Consider the following 16,936-nt stretch of genomic DNA (forward strand, 5'->3'; position numbering starts at 1 on the left):
AAGAGGCCTTCAAAATCACCGAAACCAACTGATCGGTACGCAAGCCTTAAAGCCTGAACCGATCCACCGACTGCGAGAGTTTGCCTGCCAGGGTGGACAGCTCATCGGTGGTCGAGGCGGTCCGGCCGATGACCTTGCTGTTGCCTTCGGACATGCCGGCAATCATTTCGACCTGATGGGCGATTTCGTTACTGGCCAGGCTCTGCTCACCGATGGTGCGGGTGATGTCATTGACCAGTTGCGTGGTGTTCAGCGTGGCGTCGAGAATTTCGCGGATGGCGCGCTCGACGTCGGCGGTCACAGCCATGCCTTTGTCGACCTGCGCCACGCCCGCCTCCATGCTGGTCACCGCCTCGCGGGTGCTTTGCTGGATGCGTGAGACCATCGTGGCAATTTCCTGGGTAGAGGCGCTGGTGCGTCCCGCCAGGCTGCGCACTTCGTCTGCTACCACGGCAAATCCACGGCCCTGCTCACCGGCACGAGCGGCTTCGATCGCGGCGTTGAGCGCCAGCAGGTTGGTTTGATCGGCGATGCCCTTGATCACCTGAATGATGCTGAAAATCCCTTCGGACTCCTTGTCCAGCGTGCGGATCACTTGGGCCGATTGCTGCGCCGAACGCGCAATGCCGTCCATGTCGTTGACCACCTGATGGATCACGCGACCGCCATCCTTGGCCAGTGCCTCGGCCTGATTGGCCATGTTCAGTGCGCGCTCGGCATGCCGGGTGATTTCCTCAATGCTCGCGGTCATTTCGCTGGCGGCAGCCGCCATGGTGCTGGCCGCTACGCTTTGTTGCTGACTGCTGCCGGCGACTTCGTGGCAGCCGCTGCTCAATTGTTCGCTCATGCCGCTCACGCCGTGGGCGTTGCTGCGCACGGCTTCGATCATGCCGCGCAGGTCGCGCTGCATGGTCGCGAGGCTGCGAATCAGGGCGCTGGCTTCGTCGTTGTGGGTGGGTTCGACAATCGGTTCGCTCAGGTTGCCATGGGCGATGCTGTCAGCAATGCGGCTGGCGGTCTGCAACGGCCCCATGATGCTCAGCATCACTGAGCGCCCCTGGGCCAGCAGCAATAACAGACTGGCGATCAGGACACCGCCGAGGGTGAAATTGGCATTGCTGATGACGTTCTGAGTGTCGGCACGGGTCTGTTGGGTGTTGGTCTCAATCAGTTCGCTGAGGGCGGCCAATTGACTTTCCAGCTGGCTGAATACGCTACTGAAACTGCCCAGTTGTTGCTGCGCGGCCTGCGGATTTTCCAGCGCCACCCCAACAATGCCTTCGGCTGCGCTGATGTAGGTATCAAGGCTGGGCTTGATCTTGTTCAGGGCCCCTTTGATGGTGTCGTTGACCGGCTGCTTAAGGTTTTCACCAAGCATTTCACGAAAATGCGCCGCATGTTCCTCGATGGAACTGCGCACCTCGGCTTTGCTGCTGGTGCTTTTGCCCAACCCGACCAACATCGCGGACAGCACGTCGGCGCGTAACGCGTCGTGCATCATGTCGGCTTCGAGGTGATTGCGCAGCACGGTCATACTGACCTCGTTGTCATTCACCGCAGCAGCCATCTGGGTATTTCCCAGGTAACTGACCAGGCTCATGATCAACGCGGTAGCCAGCCCGGTGCCAATCAGCAGAATCAAACGTAATTTTATGGACACTCTGTGGTTCCTCTCTCGGCACGTTTGTCAGTTGCGTTGAAGCCAACTGCGGATTGGTTTGCTAAAGAGGTTATCGACCGGCACGAGTGGTTAATGAAGCGAAAGTCCATACGCGCATGTCTTTACGACATGCGGTATGTTTTTTCGGTTTTGAGGACGCCTGAATCAGGCAGCGGAGAAGAAGTAGCGCGTCAGGTGAAAGAAGATCGGCGCGGCGAAGCAAATCGAGTCCATCCGGTCGAGCATGCCGCCGTGACCTTTGATCATGGTGCCCCAGTCCTTGGCGCTCAGACTGCGTTTGATCGCCGACATGACCAGACCACCGAGGAAACCCATCACCACGATGACGAACGACATCAGCAGTGACTGCCAGAAGCTGAAGGGGGTCATCCAGAACATGCAGCCGCCAATCAGCGTTGCGGACAGGCCGCCACCGACCAGACCTTCGACCGTTTTTGACGGACTCACCAACGGCGCAACTTTGTGCTTGCCCAAGAGTTTGCCGAACACGTACTGCAACACATCACTCAACTGAACGACGAACACCAGATAGAACAGCAGCAACGCGTTTTGACCCGCGAACCCTTCCAGATCCAACAGCAACAGCGCGGGCGCATGGCTGATGCAATAAATGCAGATCATCACGCCCCACTGAATCTTTGCCGTCCTTTCCAGGAAGCCGTCAGTGTCCTGGCTCAGCACCGCAATCGCCGGTAGCAGCAGGAATGAATACACCGGAATCAGCAGCGTAAACATCGAATACCAGTGCGTACCGATCAGAATGTATTGCAGTGGAATCAGGATGAAAAACGCCGAAAACAGGGCGTTATGGTCACCCCGCCTGGTCGGAGTCAGGGTGATGAACTCCCTGAGCGCGAACAGTGAGATGAATCCGAACAGGACGACCGTTGCATTGCCGCCCAGCAGGTAGGACACGAAGAAGATGATGACCATCCCCCACCAGGCATTCACGCGCTGATTGAGGTTTTCGATGGTCGAGACAGCGCCTTCCGTTTTGGCCCGCCGGGCCAGCAATCGACCGGCCAGCGAAGCAATCGCCAGCAAGCAGGCCAATCCGAAAAAGAACCACAAAAACTTTGCTTCAAGACTCATTTCGACAACCCCACAATGGCGTTACGCGCGCGTTCCAGAAACACCTGTTTATCCTCGCCAGCAATCCTTTCCATCGGATTGCCGATACGGATCGTGCAGATGATCGGCAGAGGGACGTGTTTGCCTTTGGGCATGGAGCGATGAAGGTTTTCCAGGTAGATCGGCACCAGGTCGACATCGGGGAAGGTCTCGGCCAGCCGGTAAAGACCTGATTTGAATTCCCCGGGCAGTGCCTCGGATGAGCGCGTGCCTTCCGGAAAGAAGATAATCGAATGACCCGCCTGCACCACATCGAAAATGGGCTCCAGCGCGTTTTTACCGGGCGCCGGTTTACGGTCGATCAGCACAGCATTCAGGCCTTTCTGGGAGATGTACGAGAGAAATCGGTTCTTCCCCCAGTAATCGGCAGCGGCGATCGGCTTCACATTCAACCTCGCCTCAGGCGGCAGGGCCGCAATGATGGCCAAGGTGTCCATGTGACTGGTGTGGTTGGCGAAATAGATTCGCTGACGCGTCAGATCCGGCGGGCTCTCCCATCTGGCCGTGACGCCAATCAGCAGTCGAAGAACAGAAATCAGCGCATTACTGATCCACATGGTCGGCCCCCTTCAACTGCTTGGCGATCGCCAGCGTTCGCGTGACGCACGTGGCGACTGAACCAAGGGCGATGACAACCAGCGCGATCAACAGTACGTAGTGAGTGCCATAAAACTTTGCTTCGATGGCATTCAGCAGCAGTCCTGCGGTCATCACGGCCATTCGATGCTGCTTGGCCATAGGGCCGATGAAGGTCTGCTTGAGGCCAATCGAGCCGCCGAACACCCTGACATAAGCAGTCAGTGCCGCCGCCAGGGCAGCAAACCATCCGAGGTCGGATTGGCCAATGGCATACCCCAACCCTACGATCAACAAACTGTCGGCGATCCGGTCGGGGAATTCGTTGTAGAGGCTGCCGATGTCGGACTTCTTGCCGCCCTCTATCGCCACCATCCCATCGAAAAGGTTGCACAGCAGGCGCAACTGAATGCCGATCGCGCAGCAGATCGATCCAATGACACCGCTATCAATATTGAGCGCCACGACGCCGGCAAGCGCGAAGGCGATGCTGGCGACGGATATCTGATTGGGGGAAATGTCTCTTTTCACCAAAATGTCGGTGATGTGTTTTGCCCAGCCCGCAGAGCGCGTCTTGATGGGCCTTCTGTTGTCATCCACTGGCCAATATCCCTATAAGTGATGAGTTACTACGTGTTGCATTGTAATGGCGAGTCGCGCTGACTACCCAGGAATATGAGCCCTCAACGCAAGTTCGTTTTTTTCTCGGCTGCATGCTAGGTTGTACGATGACCGATAAGTGATATTTTTCACTCTCGCTCCTACAACCCACAACAACAAGGAAACACCGATGAAAAAAGTGAAACTGCTGATTGGATTCTTGTGCCTCTTCAGCGGCTACGTAGCCGCCGCCCCCGCTTCCGCGGACAAGGATGTTGCGCAAGCCGTCGATCATCTGACGCAAGCCATGCTGCACAAGAACATTGCCGAACTGAAAGCACTGACCGCCGAGAACCTGACCTACGGGCACTCCAGCGGAAAGATCCAGGACAAGAAAGCATTCATCGACGATATCGAAACCGGCAAAAGCGCGTTCAAAACCCTGGAGATGCAGAACCAGACCATCACCATCTCGGGTGACGTAGCGTTGGTCCGCCATCACTTCTCGGCTCAAGCACTCAAAGGCACCGAAGTGGTTCCGACCGAAATCGAGAACTTCCAGATCTGGCAAAAACAGAAAGGCCACTGGTTGCTGGTCGGCCGACAAGCGTTCAAGTTCTGATTTTTGTGTAACGAGGGGACATCGGTTAGCCCGGCTACGATGTCCCCTGCCTTCTCCTTCACTACAAGACGACCGTTGATCCGCGAGTGCGCGGCGGAAATGTCTGTCGATTCAAACTGCGACCACTCGTAGAAAAGGCCAACGAGCCTGATAACTCCGGGCCTTCTGATCGAACAGATCGGGCTGATGATTCACCGGATTGATCCGCAAAAGCCCTTCTTCGACATCGCTCAAACCGTAAGGCGCGTACACTTCGCCGGTCACCACATCCAGACCGATACACGTCCCCGCAATCAGATACCGATCAATGCCATCCTTTGCCGACTGAAGCTTGGGATAAGCCCTGCCAAATCGCTGACCGTACCAAAGGTGAACCCGTGCCTGGTTCTTGATTTCGATGTTCACGTCCAGGTCGTAAAAGAGCTTCCGGGCGGCAACGATGACTTCATTCTCGGCCTCCCACGACACGTCTTCATCAAAGTAGAAAACGTCGTAATCCTTGATGCCCCAAGCGGCGGGAAGCCCGGCTTGATGATTCCAGACCGCCTGAAAAAGACAGCCCGCCGTCAACATGCATTGGTCCAGGCCAATAGAAGGCAAGCGCCGGGCAATCTCGGCGTTTGCCGGATTGGCCATCGCGATCTCAATCAACGTTTCAGCGGTTAACGTCATGTTCTCTCCATGGGTTGCCTCAACTCCTGGGGGCTGACGATACATTAAAACCGCCTGACGAAAGACCGGACACCTGGGTTTCACTCCACTCGGCAGACCGCTACAGTGGCGCGACCGAGACTTGAGAAACGATGAACATGGATGCACTTCACCAAGGAAGTTGCCTGTGCGGCGCAGTGAAATATCGGGTGGCCGCCGAGCTGAAAGCGGTTACCCATTGCCATTGCAGCCAATGTCGCAAGGGCCACGGGGCAGCGTTCGCGACGTATGCAAGCGCACCCAGGACGTCTATTACAATCATTGCGGGTGTCGAGACGCTGAAAACCTATCACTCATCTGAACGTGTCGTCCGACAGTTCTGCGGCGATTGCAGCTCTTCGCTGTTCTGGTCTGATTCCAAAGGCGAGTATTCGGATTGGATGTCCGTGGCGATAGGCACGCTGGACACACCGTTCCTGAGTGAAAAACAGAAACACGTGTGTGTTGCATCGAAAGCGCCGTGGTACGCAATCGAGGATCGGTGGCCGCGGATGGAGTGAGCGCTTTCGGCCAAGAAGCGAAAGCACATGAGGTACATTGATACCGGACGCTAAATTCACTGATGGGAGGGACCGTATATGACGACGCGAACTGAAACTGCGATCCTGGCCGGCGGTTGCTTCTGGGGCATGCAGGATTTGCTGAGACGCTACCCTGGCGTGCTCTCCACGCGGGTAGGCTACTCGGGCGGCGATGTACCCAACGCGACTTACCGCAACCATGGCACCCACGCGGAAGCGATCGAAATCGTGTTCGATCCGGACCAGATCAGCTATCGCCAGATCCTCGAGTTTTTCTTTCAGATCCACGACCCGACGACGAAGAATCGTCAGGGCAACGATGTGGGTATGAGCTACCGCTCGGCACTCTTCTATCTCAACGATGAACAGAAGCAGGTGGCCGAGGACACGGTGGCCGACGCTGATGCATCCGGCTTGTGGCCTGACAAGGTCGTCACTGAAATCGTGCCCGCTGGCCCGTTCTGGGAAGCAGAACCGGAACATCAGGACTACCTCGAACACTATCCCAACGGTTACACCTGCCATTTCATTCGGCCAGACTGGAAGCTGCCTAAACGAGGGTGATGGTGCGGCGCATCGGCGAAGGGTCAGGAGGCAAGGTGATTTGTATCGCTCTGTATGTTCGCGGGTGATCTTACAGAACGATACATAATCGCCGGATCAGGACACATACGCATTACATGAAGGTGGAAAAGTGGGCGGCGTCGAACACCTGGCGTTCTCCGATGAACCCAGGCTAATGAGCCCAACACCCCAGCAGGAGCCACCTCATGATCAATGAAATCGATACCGTGCTTTACACCGGCAAGACCCACACGACCGGAGGCCGTAACGGCGAGTCGCGAAGCGACGATGGACGTTTGGACATCAAGCTTTCCGCACCTGGCTCGTCAGGGAGTGGCACCAATCCCGAACAGCTGCTGGCTGCAGGTTGGTCGGCCTGTTTCATCGGTGCAATGGGTAAGGCGGCTGTCGCGTTGAAGGTGACCTTGCCGAGCGACGTCGCCGTCGATGCCGAAGTGGACCTGGGCAGGACCGAAGACGCCTTTTTCCTCCAGGCGCGCCTCAATGTCAGCCTCCCGGGTCTGGATCCTGCAGTCGCACGAGCGGTGGTGGATGGTGCCCACCAGCGGTGCCCGTACTCGAAGGCTACCCGTGGCAACATCGACGTCACGATTAATCTGGTTTGATCAAAGGACCCTGTGCGGCGCTGTTCACTTAAGATCGGGGGCATATCCGTTTCTGCGGTAAGGCGGCTGGCGGTTTCTTTCTTACAGCGAGTCACTTGGAAGAGCCCCAAGTAACCAAGGGCTCTTGCCCCTGGCGTACGGCCTTCCGACGGGGCAAGAAGATCAAAAACAAAAGCGAGGCGGCCTACCGGCCGGCCTATCCTTCGAGCCCGCTCCCGCAGATCATCGGCGGCGCCCCCCCAATCCATGCGCCCGGCAAAAATCCAAATGTGGGAGCGGGCTTGCTCGCGAAGGGGCCGTGTCAATCGACATCAATGGCGGATGCCAGTCCGCCTTCGCGAGCAAGTCGAATCGTCGCACCGCCGCTCCCACATAAAGCAGATCGGTGTACAGCTTTTGCTTTTCACCACTCAATAGGCCGAGCGTTAGCTCGCCTGCAGCTTTTGATCTGGATGCACCGCCCCCTCACGCCCTGAGCCTGTCCGTCAACCTGTGACTATCTCCATCGGCGCTGGCCACTGCCCTCAATCGTCCTCATGCAACTTGATACCGCGGGCGTGAAGCAGGTGCGGAACCACCAGCACCAGCAGCGTCAGCGCGAGGAACGCGGCTGATATCGGTTGCGTCACAAACACCAGCCAGTCTCCCTCGCTGATGGACAACGCATTGCGCAGCTGCTTTTCAGCCATCGGCCCCAGCAACATGCCGACGATCACGGGGGCGACGGGAAAATCGAAACGACGCATCAAGACCCCGCCCCACCCAATCGCCAACATCAGCAACAGGTCGAAGGAAGAGTGCCGCATGCCATACACGCCGATGGTGGCAAACACCAGAATGCCGGCGTTCAGGTACGGACGGGGAATCTGCAGGAGCTTGACCCACAGGCCCACCAACGGGAGATTCAACACCAACAGGATCACGTTGCCGACATACAGCGAGGCCACCAGGGTCCAGACCAATTCTCCCGACGTCTGGAACAGCATCGGCCCCGGCTGCAGGTTGTAGTTCTGGAACGCGGCCAACAGAATCGCCGCGGTGGCGGACGTCGGAATGCCGAGCGTCAGCAGTGGCACCAAAGAACCCGTCGCACTCGCGTTGTTGGCTGCCTCGGGACCGGCAACCCCCTCGATCGCCCCCTCGCCCTTGCTGCCCGCAAACTCTTTCGGGTACTTGCTCAGTTTGCGTTCCGCCGAATAGGACAGGAACGTCGGAATTTCCGCGCCCCCTGCCGGAATCGACCCAAATGGAAAGCCGATCAACGTGCCCCGTAGCCAGGCGGGGACCGAGCGTTTCCAGTCAGCGCGCGTCATCCACAACGAGGTCAAACGGTGCCGGCCGGACGTTTCTTCTTTCTGATAAAGCAGGCTGTACAACGCCTCACCCACTGCAAACAAACCGACCGCCACGAGCACGACTTCGATGCCATCCACCAACTCCGGCACCGCCAAGGTGTAGCGGGCAATGCCCGAGGTCGAGTCCAGGCCGATCAAGCCGATGGTCAGCCCAACCCCTAGCGAGGCAAAACCGCGCAGCATCGAAGCGCCGAGTACCGCAGACACCGTCGTGAAGGACAGCACCAGAATCGCGAAATACTCCGCAGGACCAAACTTGAGCGCCAGCGTGGCAACAATCGGAGCAAACAACGTCAGCAACACCGTCGCAATGGTGCCGGCAACAAATGAGCCTATCGCGGCGGTGGCCAGGGCCGGTCCTGCCCGGCCGTTGCGCGCCATGAGGTTGCCTTCCAGGGCCGTGACCATGGAGGACGATTCACCGGGCGTATTGAGCAGGATGGAGGTGGTCGAGCCGCCAAACTGCGCGCCGTAATAGATACCGGCGAACATGATCAAGGCGCCCGTGGGATCGACCTTGGCGGTGATCGGCAACAGCAGCGCCACCGTCAGCGCCGGTCCGATACCCGGCAAGACACCAATGGCGGTGCCGAGCAGACAGCCGATAAAGCCCCACATCAAATTGATCGGTGTCAGCGCAGCGGAAAAACCAATGGCCAGGTTTGCGAGAATTTCCACCTTGTTTACCTCCTTCGGCCCGGGTCAGATCCAGGCGTTGACAAGGGGCGGCAGGGAAACCCCTAGCCCGGCGTTGAACAGCCAGTAAATCGGCAGGGTCAAGGCAATGCCGATGGCGAGGTCCTTCACTGGGCGACGACTGCCAAACCCCCGCGCCGAACAGGCAAACAGCAGCCCGGCGGCCAATACGAAGCCGATGAGGTTAATCAGCACGGCCACCCCCACCAGTCCCGCCGTCACCCAGGCTGCGCCGGCTTTGCCGCCGGGCAGCGCTTGGGCAGCTTCGTCATCATGGTCTGCCAACTCGCGAAAACCACCGGTGGCGGCCTGATAACACAGCAACAGACCGACCACGCCCAGGAACACCGCGACGGCGTACGGATAGACGTGGGCTCCCAGGATCACGAAGCCCATCTCGGGCGGAAACCGGAATGCGCCCACCGCCAACACGGCGCTGATGGCGATCACTCCGGCGCCGATCGCCAGTTGCACCGGCACGATTGCGCGAGGCTGGGTCATTTCGAAACCAGTCCGACCTCGACCAGCATCGCCCGCAGCCGCACATGCTCTTCGTCGACGAATTTGCCGAACTCATCGCCGGTCAGGACGTTGGGTGACCATTTGTTGGTGTCGATATTGTCTTTCCAGACTTTGCTGTTGGTGGCGGCCACGACGGCGTCGGTGACTTCTTTGCGCTGCTCGGGCGTGAGGTTCGCGGCACCGTAAACACCCCGCCAATTGCCGATGGTCACGTCGTAGCCTTTTTCTTTGAGGGTCGGTGCATCGATGCCTTCAATGCGTTCAGGGGCGCCGATGGCGAGGACACGGAACTGGCCGTTCCTGATGTATTGGCCCAGCTCGGCATAACCACCGGTGATCACCTTGATCTGCCCGCCCAATGCCTGAGCAACGACTTCACCCCCGCCCGCGAAGGCCACGTAATTCACCTTGTTGACCGGGACACCCATTTTCGCGGCCAACTCGGCAATGCCGATGTGATCGATCGACCCCTTGGAGCCACCGCCCCAGGAAATACTGGTCGGCTTGTCCTTGAAGACCTTCAGCAAGTCCTCCAGGGTTTTGAATTCAGACTCCTTGCGCACGGCAATCACGTTGTACTCGGTGAACAACCGGGCAATCGGCGTTACGTCCTTCAAGGTGATTTGCGGTGTGTTCTGTTCAATGGCAGTGACCATGATCGCGCCGACAACCAGCAGCGCATTCGGATCGCCCTTGGTGCTGTTGGCGAACTGCGCCAGCCCCAACGTCCCCCCTGCTCCGCCCTTGTTCTCGAAGGTGGTAGATTTGGCCGTGTTGGCCTCGATCATGGCTTTGCCCAGAACCCTGGCAGTCTGGTCATAACCTCCACCCACAGAACCCGGGGCCATGAACTTGACGGTGTCCAGCGCAAAGGCCGGTGTCGCGAGTGCGGCAGCGGTAACGGCCGTTGCGATGCAGCGGCTGAATCGACGGAACAAAGCGGACATAAGTTGTCTCCCGATTGCATTGTTTTTATAGGTGCCGGGTGAACGTCGATCAGGGCGAAAAAACCCTGCTCAATGAACATTGGCCTGCGGATAAGCGTAGGCCATGGTTAGGGAGACAGCATTTAACGAATTCGCTATCGTCACTCACCTATGAACCGGACCCGCTCGAACCAGGAAGGTGGACTCATGACCGCCCCACATGCCGATCACCGCAGCAGCGCATGGTCGGTGTTTCTGATCTTCCTGCGCCTCGGACTGACTTCTTTCGGCGGGCCCATTGCCCATCTGGGTTACTTCCGTGATGAGTTCGTCACACGACGGCGCTGGCTGACCGAGCGCAGCTATGCGGATCTGGTCGCGCTCTGCCAATTTCTACCGGGGCCGGCCAGCAGTCAGGTCGGCATAGCGGTGGGTCCGGCTCACTGGTGTTCGGTGGTGGGCACGTTGTTTTGCCATTGCTGCAAGCCGAGGTAGTGCCCTCTGGCTGGGTCAATAACGAAACCTTTCTTGCCGGATATAGCGCCGCGCAGGCCGTACCCGGTCCCTTGTTCACCTTCGCCGCGTTCCTCGGCGCCTCGATGAACCTCGCCCCGTCGGGCTGGATCGGCGGCATGATTTGCTTGCTGGCGATCTTCGCACCGTCCTTTCTGTTGATCGTGGGGACCTTGCCTTTTGGGGAACGCTTGCGCCGCAGTTTGCGCACACAGGCCGCGCTGGCCGGTGTCAATGCAGCAGTGGTCGGCCTGCTGTTGGCGGCGCTGTATCAGCCTGTCTGGACCAGTGCGATTTTCAAGCCGCAAGATTTCGGTTTGGCACTGGTCGCCCTGGTTGCATTGATGTTCTGGAAACGCCCACCATGGCTGGGCTGCGGGGTCGCGGGGTCGCTGTTGCCCCTTTTATAAGTCTTGCCAACGCACGTCGCCTTGATCCTCGATTCCTTTACGGCATTTACGCTTTGAACCTGCAACCTTCCGCCGCCGCACATCCTGGCTGTTCGCTGATCATGCAATGGTTCACCCAACAGGCCGAACAGCCAGTAGCTCGAAGTGCCTCCAGGGATTGACCACTACGTTCCGCGCCCCAACCCTTCTGTCGCATTGGCAAAAGCAGCGCTCGCCTCTTGAACCAGCCTGCGCCATTCAACGCTGCTGATGAGTCCGGTGCGCTCCATCTCATCGGCAGCCTTGAGCAACTCGTCATATTGCTCTTCGGCATCCATGCGGATTTCGGGCACTTTCAGGAGCTGATACCAAGCCGCCAGGGCTTCGCTCTTTTGATCACCACTCATGCTCAAACTCCCTAAGACAGACAGTCTTCAATTGGAAGTTTTCTCACGGGTGACGTTCCTCGCTCCCGACATACGGCTCCAAAGCAATCGCTGACCTGATACTCGAAGCCGCCGGTCACCCACCGTCACTTCGGCGCCGTTTCATTAGAAAATTGTCATTCAACTGTGGGTCGGTTGTGCGGATCGCCTGGTTAACCTTAATTCACTGCCGGGCACCCCATCGGCAGCCAACCCGCCTCTGAATAGAGGAAGTCATCATGAAAATGTTAATCCTCGGGTTTGCTGCTCTCCTCGCCACGGGTTTTGCGTTTGCAGATACCCAGACCGCCGAACCTGTCATCCACGACAAGACCGGTTCCTTCGTCCACCTGGATATCGCCAAAGACCTGTCCAGCAATATCATCACGCAAGAATGCGGCATCGTCCCCGCGCAGCTGATTTACCTCGACCATCAGGGTCGCAAGCACGTGCTGGATTATCAGGTCCAGGGCATGAATTGCATTGGTGATAACTGATCAGACGCCTGTACTCACAGAGGATCGGGCTACTCTGGCGCCACTGGCTGACCTCTGTAGCCCGCCGCTGCGAGAGGTATGTTGCTGAACCGAACCAGGCAGATCCCATCCCCGCCGAACACTCGCCCAGCCGGCGCAGTAATTGGATGAATGATGTCGGTTCGGCCTGTCGCATAAACTAAATCTGTCCATCGCTGCTCCGCTAAATGTCTCATTTTATTTCCCTGCTTTGACAATCGGCGCTTGAGCTTTAGTCTGTCGCAACCTATAAATACTATAGATAATCATGAGCGACCTACTGCCGTTTCCGCTGTCCAAAAAGAAAGCCTTGGAAATCATTAGGGAGCTTTCGCATAGATCTGAGCGTGTCTTTTACTCTAAGCACGCACGGTCCCGCATGATTGAGCGAGAGATATCCATGCCTGACGTAATGGATTGCCTTCGCAGAGGACAGGTCACTGATGGTCCCTATCAAGCACCCGGGGGCGATTGGAGATTCACTATTTCATGGTTCAGGGCTGGGTCACCCCTCCAACTTGTCGGCGCAATCGATGTCGACGAAGACGGGAGATATCTCGTCAGAGTGACCACGATGCAAAGGGAGAGATAATTTGATGTACCACTACGTTGAAAGCGGGCTACCGAACGTCTGGCTTAGCAACGGCTACAGGGTGAAAGAGACTGCCTATGGCGAGTCGGTTGCTATCACGGATGTCGAGGGCCTTCATGACTTTATCGGCAAGACGATTGCGCAAAAACCGGCAGCTCTGACCGGTGCAGAGTTTCGGTTCCTGCGTAAAGAGCTGGGTTTGTCTCAAGAAAGGCTGGCCGGCATTGTCGGGCTGACCTCCCAAGCGGTGGCGATCTGGGAAAAGACTGACAAGATTCCGACTGTAAATGATCGCTACTTGCGCGGGCTTTACCTGGAAGCCAAGACTGGCGAGGCGGATCTGATGGCCGCCATTAACTCGATCAACGAACTGGATCATGAGCTTCATAAGCTCAACCTTCAGTTTGAAGATGGGTGGCACAAGCAAGACCAGACGTGCGCCTGACAAAGACCTGAATGACAAAGCCCGGACGTGTATCTAATGCTGTTCACTTAAGCGCGCTCTTGGATCGTGCACACCTCTGTGGCGAGCGAGCTTGCTCGCGCTGGGCTGCGTAGCGGCCCCAAAAATCTGACAATCATTGCCGATTTTTGTGAGTGCTACGCACTCAAGCGGGAGCAAGCTCCCTCGCCACAGGTTTCTCCGATTCAAGACTCTCTTAAGTGAACAGCATTACGGACGTGCCCCCGGCTTTTTTCTTTCCTGCGCTTCTGACCCGATCAGACGAATCAAAAAGCGACTTCAACTGAAATGGCCAAAAACGCCATCCCCCTTGAGCAGTTTTGGCATAGGCCAAAATCATCACGGTGTCTAGACTCACCCCATATAACAGTGCAAAAGCACACTTGAATCCAGGCCTGTTCCAGGGGAACCCGCATGAACCCATCCGACATTTTTGTTATCAGCGCCGTCCGCTCAGCCATCGGCAGCTATGGCGGCTCGCTCAAAGATGTGCCGCCCATTCAACTGGCCACTGACGTTTGCCGCGCCGCCATTGAACGTTCGGGGCTGGCACCTGAACACATCGGTCACGTGGTGATGGGGCATGTGATCCCGACGGAAGCACGCGACGCCTACATCTCTCGTGCCGTGGCGATGAATGCCGGCCTGCCGAAAGAGACACCCGCCTTCAACGTCAACCGCCTCTGCGGCTCTGGCTTGCAGGCCATTGTCAGCGCAGCACAAAGTTTGATGTTGGGAGACGCAGGCGCTGCGCTGGCGGGTGGCGTCGAATCGATGAGCCGAGGCCCCTATCTGTTGCCGCAAGCGCGCTGGGGCGCACGCATGGGCGATATGCAAGCCATCGACTACGTGCTCGGCGTACTGCAAGACCCGTTTGGCGGTTTCCACATGGGCATTACTGCGGAAAACATCGCAGAGCGCTATGGCATCACTCGTCAGGCTCAGGATGAGTTGGCACTGCTCAGCCAGCAACGGGCGGCCCGGGCGATTGCTGAAGGGCGGTTTACCGACCAGATCGTGCCGATCGAAGTGGCGTCCCGCAAAGGTACCGTGACGTTTGCGACAGACGAGCATGTCCGCGCCGAGGTTAATGCCGAGCAATTGAGCAAGATGAAACCGGCCTTCAAAAAAGACGGCAGCGTCACCGCCGGCAACGCGTCGGGCCTCAATGATGGTGCCGGAGCACTGATCATGGCCACGGGTCAGATGGTTCTCGACCAAGGCCTCAAGCCCATCGCCCGACTGGTCGGTTACGCCCATGCCGGCGTGGAGCCAGAGCTGATGGGGTTGGGACCGATTCCCGCCACCCGCCTGGTCCTCAAACGCGCTGGTCTGACCGTTGCCGACCTGGATGTCATCGAGTCCAACGAAGCATTCGCGGCCCAAGCGTGTGCCGTGGCGCAGGAACTGGGCTTTGACCCGGAGAAGGTCAACCCGAACGGTTCGGGAATTTCCCTGGGCCATCCGGTAGGCGCAACCGGTGCGATTATCGCCACCAAGGCGATTCACGAACTGCACCGTGTTCAGGGTCGGTATGCCCTGGCGACCATGTGCATCGGCGGCGGCCAAGGCATCGCCGTGTTGTTCGAACGCGTCTGATCGGGCCAAATGAAGACGGCGCCCATTGTGGACGCCGTCTCGTTTTACCACGATGGAATCAGTGCGCAATGCACGTAGATTTCAACACGGTGTAAGCCTCGATCACTGCGCGACCACACTCGCGCCCCCTACCCGATTGCCGACCAGGCACTACCTTGCTGCAGACACTGCGGACCGCCCTGCTGCCGGCCTGTCGGTATCTCGATGGGCTTCATTTTTTCAAGCCCGAAGGTTCTACTAAACTACTCAGAACTACGCAGATTCAGTGAATGATTTCACAGTACTGCTAAAGTGATAGCACGCGTCGCCACATGCTCCCAAAGCCCCCATTTTCGAAGGCGAGTGGCTAATCACGGTGACGCCAACGCTCTCAAGCGAGGGCAGCATGAACTGAATCGCGTCATCAGCGAGCGCGAGGGGCAGCAGGCATGAGGTCTAAATATGATATTTGAGCCCAACAGTACCCGCTCCGTTCTCCAGCGAAGAAGCAGTACGAGTATCGTTATTCAGGCTGGTCTGGATTGTGTTGCGGTGACTGGTGTTGCGTGGTTCTTGATCAATTATCATATCGGCTTCATAACGCAGTCCTATGTCATCCTGCTCCTGTTGCTACTGGGGGCGTTGGCCGTCGTGTACGACCACTATGCTATTTACCGCAGCAACGTTGGTTTTACCGTCAAAGCCTTCAAGCTTTTGAAAGCATGGACTGCCACGTTTGGCTTTCTCGTTGCCATGGCCTTTCTTACCAAGCAAAGCGAACAGTACTCGCGTTTATTGGTCGGGCAGTTATTTGTTGCTGGATATTTTGCTCAGATGCTTTTGCACCTCGCGACACGCGAGATGCAGAAGAAATTTTTGGCCCACTCGACCCAATTGGAAAACTCGCTCATCATTGGCTCGGGCGAACTGGCCAGCTATCTTCACAAGAAAATCAGCAATAATCCCTGGCTCGGTGAGCGCATAGTCGGCTGTGTGTTGATTGGCGCGGACGATGATCGGGGAAAGGAAAGTCTGGAAGGCGCGCAACGTCTGTCGATACTGGGCGATATTTCCGACCTTGATGAATTAGTTGTCAAACATGCCATTCGTACCGTCTATTTCGTGACCCCTTTAGGTGGATCAGAGGTCATCCAGGATGTTTATTTAAGGCTGTTCGATAAACACATCTCTGTTAACTGGGTGCCTGACATTTTCTCGTTGCGCCTGATCAACCACAGTGTTCGCGAAATTGCCGGCATTCCCGTGCTGACCTTGTCTGAAACTCCGCTGATGGGGATGCGTCTGTTTCTGAAGAACCTTGAGGACAAAGTCCTGGCCTTTCTCATTTTGGTTCTTGCAGCACCGGTTCTGGTAGCCGTCGCCATTGCCATCAAGCTCGACAGCCCCGGCCCCATATTCTTTCGTCAACAGCGCATGGGGTGGAGTGGAGAAGCTTTTCGGATCTGGAAGTTCAGAAGCATGGTCGTCCATCAGCCTGAAGATGGCATCGTCAAGCAGGCGCAAAAGAATGACCCGCGCATGACCAGGGTTGGGGCTTTTATTCGGCGAACCAGCCTTGACGAGCTACCGCAGTTGTTCAACGTTTTGATGGGGGAAATGTCTCTGGTGGGGCCTCGCCCGCACGCTATTCAACACGATGTTCAGTACTCGCCCGATGTCTCGGGCTACTTTGCGCGTCACAACATTAAACCGGGCATCACAGGCCTGGCTCAGGTACGTGGCTATCGTGGTGAAACGAAGGATATAGATCAGATGATTCGGCGTGTTGACTCGGACATCGAGTACATCAACAACTGGTCGCTATGGCTCGATTTCGTCATTCTTGTACGAACGGTGTTTGCCTTCTCCGGCAAACATGCTTACTAGCCAGTCTTGAGTGCCTGGGTAATCTCAAGGTCCATTTGACGCG

The 16,936-nt window shown here is 57.2% G+C and carries 18 protein-coding genes and 2 pseudogenes; 10 read left to right on the forward strand and 10 right to left on the reverse strand.

The features are described 5' to 3' along the window. Positions 1–46: 46 nt before the first annotated feature. From DFS28_RS31065 to DFS28_RS04220, 5 genes and pseudogenes are all read right to left on the reverse strand, one after another. A complete protein-coding gene (locus DFS28_RS31065; protein WP_371922120.1) occupies positions 47–910 on the reverse strand; it encodes a methyl-accepting chemotaxis protein in 864 nt (287 codons plus the stop codon). Then, positions 905–1,660, reverse strand: a pseudogene (locus DFS28_RS31070) (MCP four helix bundle domain-containing protein); the annotation flags it as partial. The gene DFS28_RS31065 and the pseudogene DFS28_RS31070, both read right to left, overlap by 6 nt. A gap of 165 nt (positions 1,661–1,825) precedes the next feature. Then, entirely contained in the window at positions 1,826–2,773 is a 948-nt protein-coding gene (locus DFS28_RS04210; protein ID WP_111448693.1) for a phosphatidate cytidylyltransferase, read from the reverse strand. Next, entirely contained in the window at positions 2,770–3,369 is a 600-nt protein-coding gene (locus tag DFS28_RS04215) for a 1-acyl-sn-glycerol-3-phosphate acyltransferase (RefSeq protein ID WP_008156442.1), read from the reverse strand. The genes DFS28_RS04210 and DFS28_RS04215 overlap by 4 nt, the downstream gene beginning before the upstream one ends. Beyond that, positions 3,356–3,988, reverse strand: a complete 633-nt coding sequence (locus DFS28_RS04220; protein WP_111448694.1) for a CDP-alcohol phosphatidyltransferase family protein — start codon at positions 3,986–3,988, stop codon at positions 3,356–3,358. Before DFS28_RS04220 ends, DFS28_RS04215 begins: the two co-directional genes overlap by 14 nt. Positions 3,989–4,178: 190 nt before the next feature. Between DFS28_RS04220 and DFS28_RS04225 the strand changes: the two genes are divergently transcribed. After that, entirely contained in the window at positions 4,179–4,610 is a 432-nt protein-coding gene (locus DFS28_RS04225) for a nuclear transport factor 2 family protein (RefSeq protein WP_111448695.1), read from the forward strand. A gap of 111 nt (positions 4,611–4,721) precedes the next feature. On the opposite strand, the gene DFS28_RS04230 is transcribed toward DFS28_RS04225, so the two are convergent. Beyond that, positions 4,722–5,282, reverse strand: coding sequence for a nucleotidyltransferase family protein (locus DFS28_RS04230; protein ID WP_111448696.1), 561 nt, complete (start codon positions 5,280–5,282; stop codon positions 4,722–4,724). 137 nt (positions 5,283–5,419) lie between these two features. Here DFS28_RS04230 and DFS28_RS04235 point away from each other — a divergent pair, with 137 nt between their 5' ends. The 3 genes from DFS28_RS04235 to DFS28_RS04245 all read left to right on the forward strand — a co-directional run bounded on the left by DFS28_RS04235 (position 5,420) and on the right by DFS28_RS04245 (position 7,032). Continuing rightward, the gene (locus DFS28_RS04235) at positions 5,420–5,821 is read left to right on the forward strand and encodes a GFA family protein (protein WP_111449112.1); all 402 of its coding nucleotides are present in this window, start codon (positions 5,420–5,422) and stop codon (positions 5,819–5,821) included. 78 nt (positions 5,822–5,899) lie between these two features. Beyond that, positions 5,900–6,406 carry a peptide-methionine (S)-S-oxide reductase MsrA gene (msrA, locus tag DFS28_RS04240; RefSeq protein ID WP_111448697.1) on the forward strand — a complete coding sequence of 169 codons (507 nt, stop codon included), beginning with the start codon at positions 5,900–5,902 and terminating at the stop codon, positions 6,404–6,406. A gap of 206 nt (positions 6,407–6,612) precedes the next feature. Next, entirely contained in the window at positions 6,613–7,032 is a 420-nt protein-coding gene (locus DFS28_RS04245) for an organic hydroperoxide resistance protein (RefSeq protein WP_111448698.1), read from the forward strand. Between the two features lie 524 nt (positions 7,033–7,556). Here the strand turns inward: DFS28_RS04245 and DFS28_RS04250 are convergent. From DFS28_RS04250 to DFS28_RS04260, 3 genes are read right to left on the reverse strand one after another with little or no spacing between them, the layout of a single operon-like run. Further along, positions 7,557–9,065, reverse strand: a complete 1,509-nt coding sequence (locus tag DFS28_RS04250; protein WP_111448699.1) for a tripartite tricarboxylate transporter permease — start codon at positions 9,063–9,065, stop codon at positions 7,557–7,559. 24 nt (positions 9,066–9,089) lie between these two features. After that, a complete protein-coding gene (locus DFS28_RS04255; RefSeq protein WP_111448700.1) occupies positions 9,090–9,584 on the reverse strand; it encodes a tripartite tricarboxylate transporter TctB family protein in 495 nt (164 codons plus the stop codon). Continuing rightward, positions 9,581–10,552: a tripartite tricarboxylate transporter substrate binding protein gene (locus tag DFS28_RS04260; RefSeq protein ID WP_111448701.1), complete on the reverse strand. Its 972-nt coding sequence runs from the start codon at positions 10,550–10,552 to the stop codon at positions 9,581–9,583. Before DFS28_RS04260 ends, DFS28_RS04255 begins: the two co-directional genes overlap by 4 nt. A 186-nt stretch (positions 10,553–10,738) precedes the next feature. Here DFS28_RS04260 and DFS28_RS31075 point away from each other — a divergent pair. After that, a pseudogene (locus tag DFS28_RS31075) lies at positions 10,739–11,454 on the forward strand (chromate transporter). A gap of 164 nt (positions 11,455–11,618) precedes the next feature. Here the strand turns inward: DFS28_RS31075 and DFS28_RS04275 are convergent. Continuing rightward, positions 11,619–11,840 carry a hypothetical protein gene (locus DFS28_RS04275; protein ID WP_111448703.1) on the reverse strand — a complete coding sequence of 74 codons (222 nt, stop codon included), beginning with the start codon at positions 11,838–11,840 and terminating at the stop codon, positions 11,619–11,621. A gap of 257 nt (positions 11,841–12,097) precedes the next feature. Between DFS28_RS04275 and DFS28_RS04280 the strand changes: the two genes are divergently transcribed. The 5 genes from DFS28_RS04280 to DFS28_RS04300 all read left to right on the forward strand — a co-directional run bounded on the left by DFS28_RS04280 (position 12,098) and on the right by DFS28_RS04300 (position 16,893). Continuing rightward, positions 12,098–12,355 carry a DUF2790 domain-containing protein gene (locus DFS28_RS04280; protein ID WP_111448704.1) on the forward strand — a complete coding sequence of 86 codons (258 nt, stop codon included), beginning with the start codon at positions 12,098–12,100 and terminating at the stop codon, positions 12,353–12,355. 286 nt (positions 12,356–12,641) lie between these two features. Next, positions 12,642–12,965: a DUF4258 domain-containing protein gene (locus DFS28_RS31080; protein ID WP_111448705.1), complete on the forward strand. Its 324-nt coding sequence runs from the start codon at positions 12,642–12,644 to the stop codon at positions 12,963–12,965. A 4-nt stretch (positions 12,966–12,969) separates the two neighbouring features. After that, complete coding sequence (locus DFS28_RS04290) at positions 12,970–13,410, forward strand: DNA-binding transcriptional regulator (RefSeq protein WP_008156715.1); 441 nt, start codon at positions 12,970–12,972, stop codon at positions 13,408–13,410. Positions 13,411–13,842: 432 nt separating this feature from the next. Beyond that, positions 13,843–15,027: an acetyl-CoA C-acyltransferase family protein gene (locus DFS28_RS04295; RefSeq protein ID WP_111448706.1), complete on the forward strand. Its 1,185-nt coding sequence runs from the start codon at positions 13,843–13,845 to the stop codon at positions 15,025–15,027. Positions 15,028–15,468: 441 nt separating this feature from the next. Continuing rightward, on the forward strand, positions 15,469–16,893 hold the full coding sequence (locus DFS28_RS04300; RefSeq protein WP_111448707.1) for an undecaprenyl-phosphate glucose phosphotransferase: 1,425 nt from the start codon (positions 15,469–15,471) through the stop codon (positions 16,891–16,893). Positions 16,894–16,936 lie beyond the last annotated feature (43 nt).

Source organism: Pseudomonas sp. 478 (genome assembly GCF_003254125.1).
Lineage (GTDB): Bacteria > Pseudomonadota > Gammaproteobacteria > Pseudomonadales > Pseudomonadaceae > Aquipseudomonas.

Excerpts from the sequence above, each read along its gene's own strand:
- DFS28_RS04210 (WP_111448693.1), bottom strand. The coding sequence starts at position 2,773 with ATGAGTCTTGAAGCAAAGTTTTTGTGGTTCTTTTTCGGATTGGCCTGC.
- DFS28_RS04260 (WP_111448701.1), bottom strand. The coding sequence starts at position 10,552 with ATGTCCGCTTTGTTCCGTCGATTCAGCCGCTGCATCGCAACGGCCGTT.
- DFS28_RS04235 (WP_111449112.1), top strand. The coding sequence starts at position 5,420 with ATGGATGCACTTCACCAAGGAAGTTGCCTGTGCGGCGCAGTGAAATAT.
- DFS28_RS04255 (WP_111448700.1), bottom strand. The coding sequence starts at position 9,584 with ATGACCCAGCCTCGCGCAATCGTGCCGGTGCAACTGGCGATCGGCGCC.
- DFS28_RS04245 (WP_111448698.1), top strand. The coding sequence starts at position 6,613 with ATGATCAATGAAATCGATACCGTGCTTTACACCGGCAAGACCCACACG.
- DFS28_RS04230 (WP_111448696.1), bottom strand. The coding sequence starts at position 5,282 with ATGACGTTAACCGCTGAAACGTTGATTGAGATCGCGATGGCCAATCCG.
- DFS28_RS04290 (WP_008156715.1), top strand. The coding sequence starts at position 12,970 with ATGTACCACTACGTTGAAAGCGGGCTACCGAACGTCTGGCTTAGCAAC.
- DFS28_RS04300 (WP_111448707.1), top strand. The coding sequence starts at position 15,469 with ATGATATTTGAGCCCAACAGTACCCGCTCCGTTCTCCAGCGAAGAAGC.
- DFS28_RS04275 (WP_111448703.1), bottom strand. The coding sequence starts at position 11,840 with ATGAGTGGTGATCAAAAGAGCGAAGCCCTGGCGGCTTGGTATCAGCTC.
- msrA (WP_111448697.1), top strand. The coding sequence starts at position 5,900 with ATGACGACGCGAACTGAAACTGCGATCCTGGCCGGCGGTTGCTTCTGG.
- DFS28_RS31065 (WP_371922120.1), bottom strand. The coding sequence starts at position 910 with ATGCAGCGCGACCTGCGCGGCATGATCGAAGCCGTGCGCAGCAACGCC.
- DFS28_RS31080 (WP_111448705.1), top strand. The coding sequence starts at position 12,642 with ATGAGCGACCTACTGCCGTTTCCGCTGTCCAAAAAGAAAGCCTTGGAA.
- DFS28_RS04280 (WP_111448704.1), top strand. The coding sequence starts at position 12,098 with ATGAAAATGTTAATCCTCGGGTTTGCTGCTCTCCTCGCCACGGGTTTT.
- DFS28_RS04225 (WP_111448695.1), top strand. The coding sequence starts at position 4,179 with ATGAAAAAAGTGAAACTGCTGATTGGATTCTTGTGCCTCTTCAGCGGC.
- DFS28_RS04215 (WP_008156442.1), bottom strand. The coding sequence starts at position 3,369 with ATGTGGATCAGTAATGCGCTGATTTCTGTTCTTCGACTGCTGATTGGC.
- DFS28_RS04295 (WP_111448706.1), top strand. The coding sequence starts at position 13,843 with ATGAACCCATCCGACATTTTTGTTATCAGCGCCGTCCGCTCAGCCATC.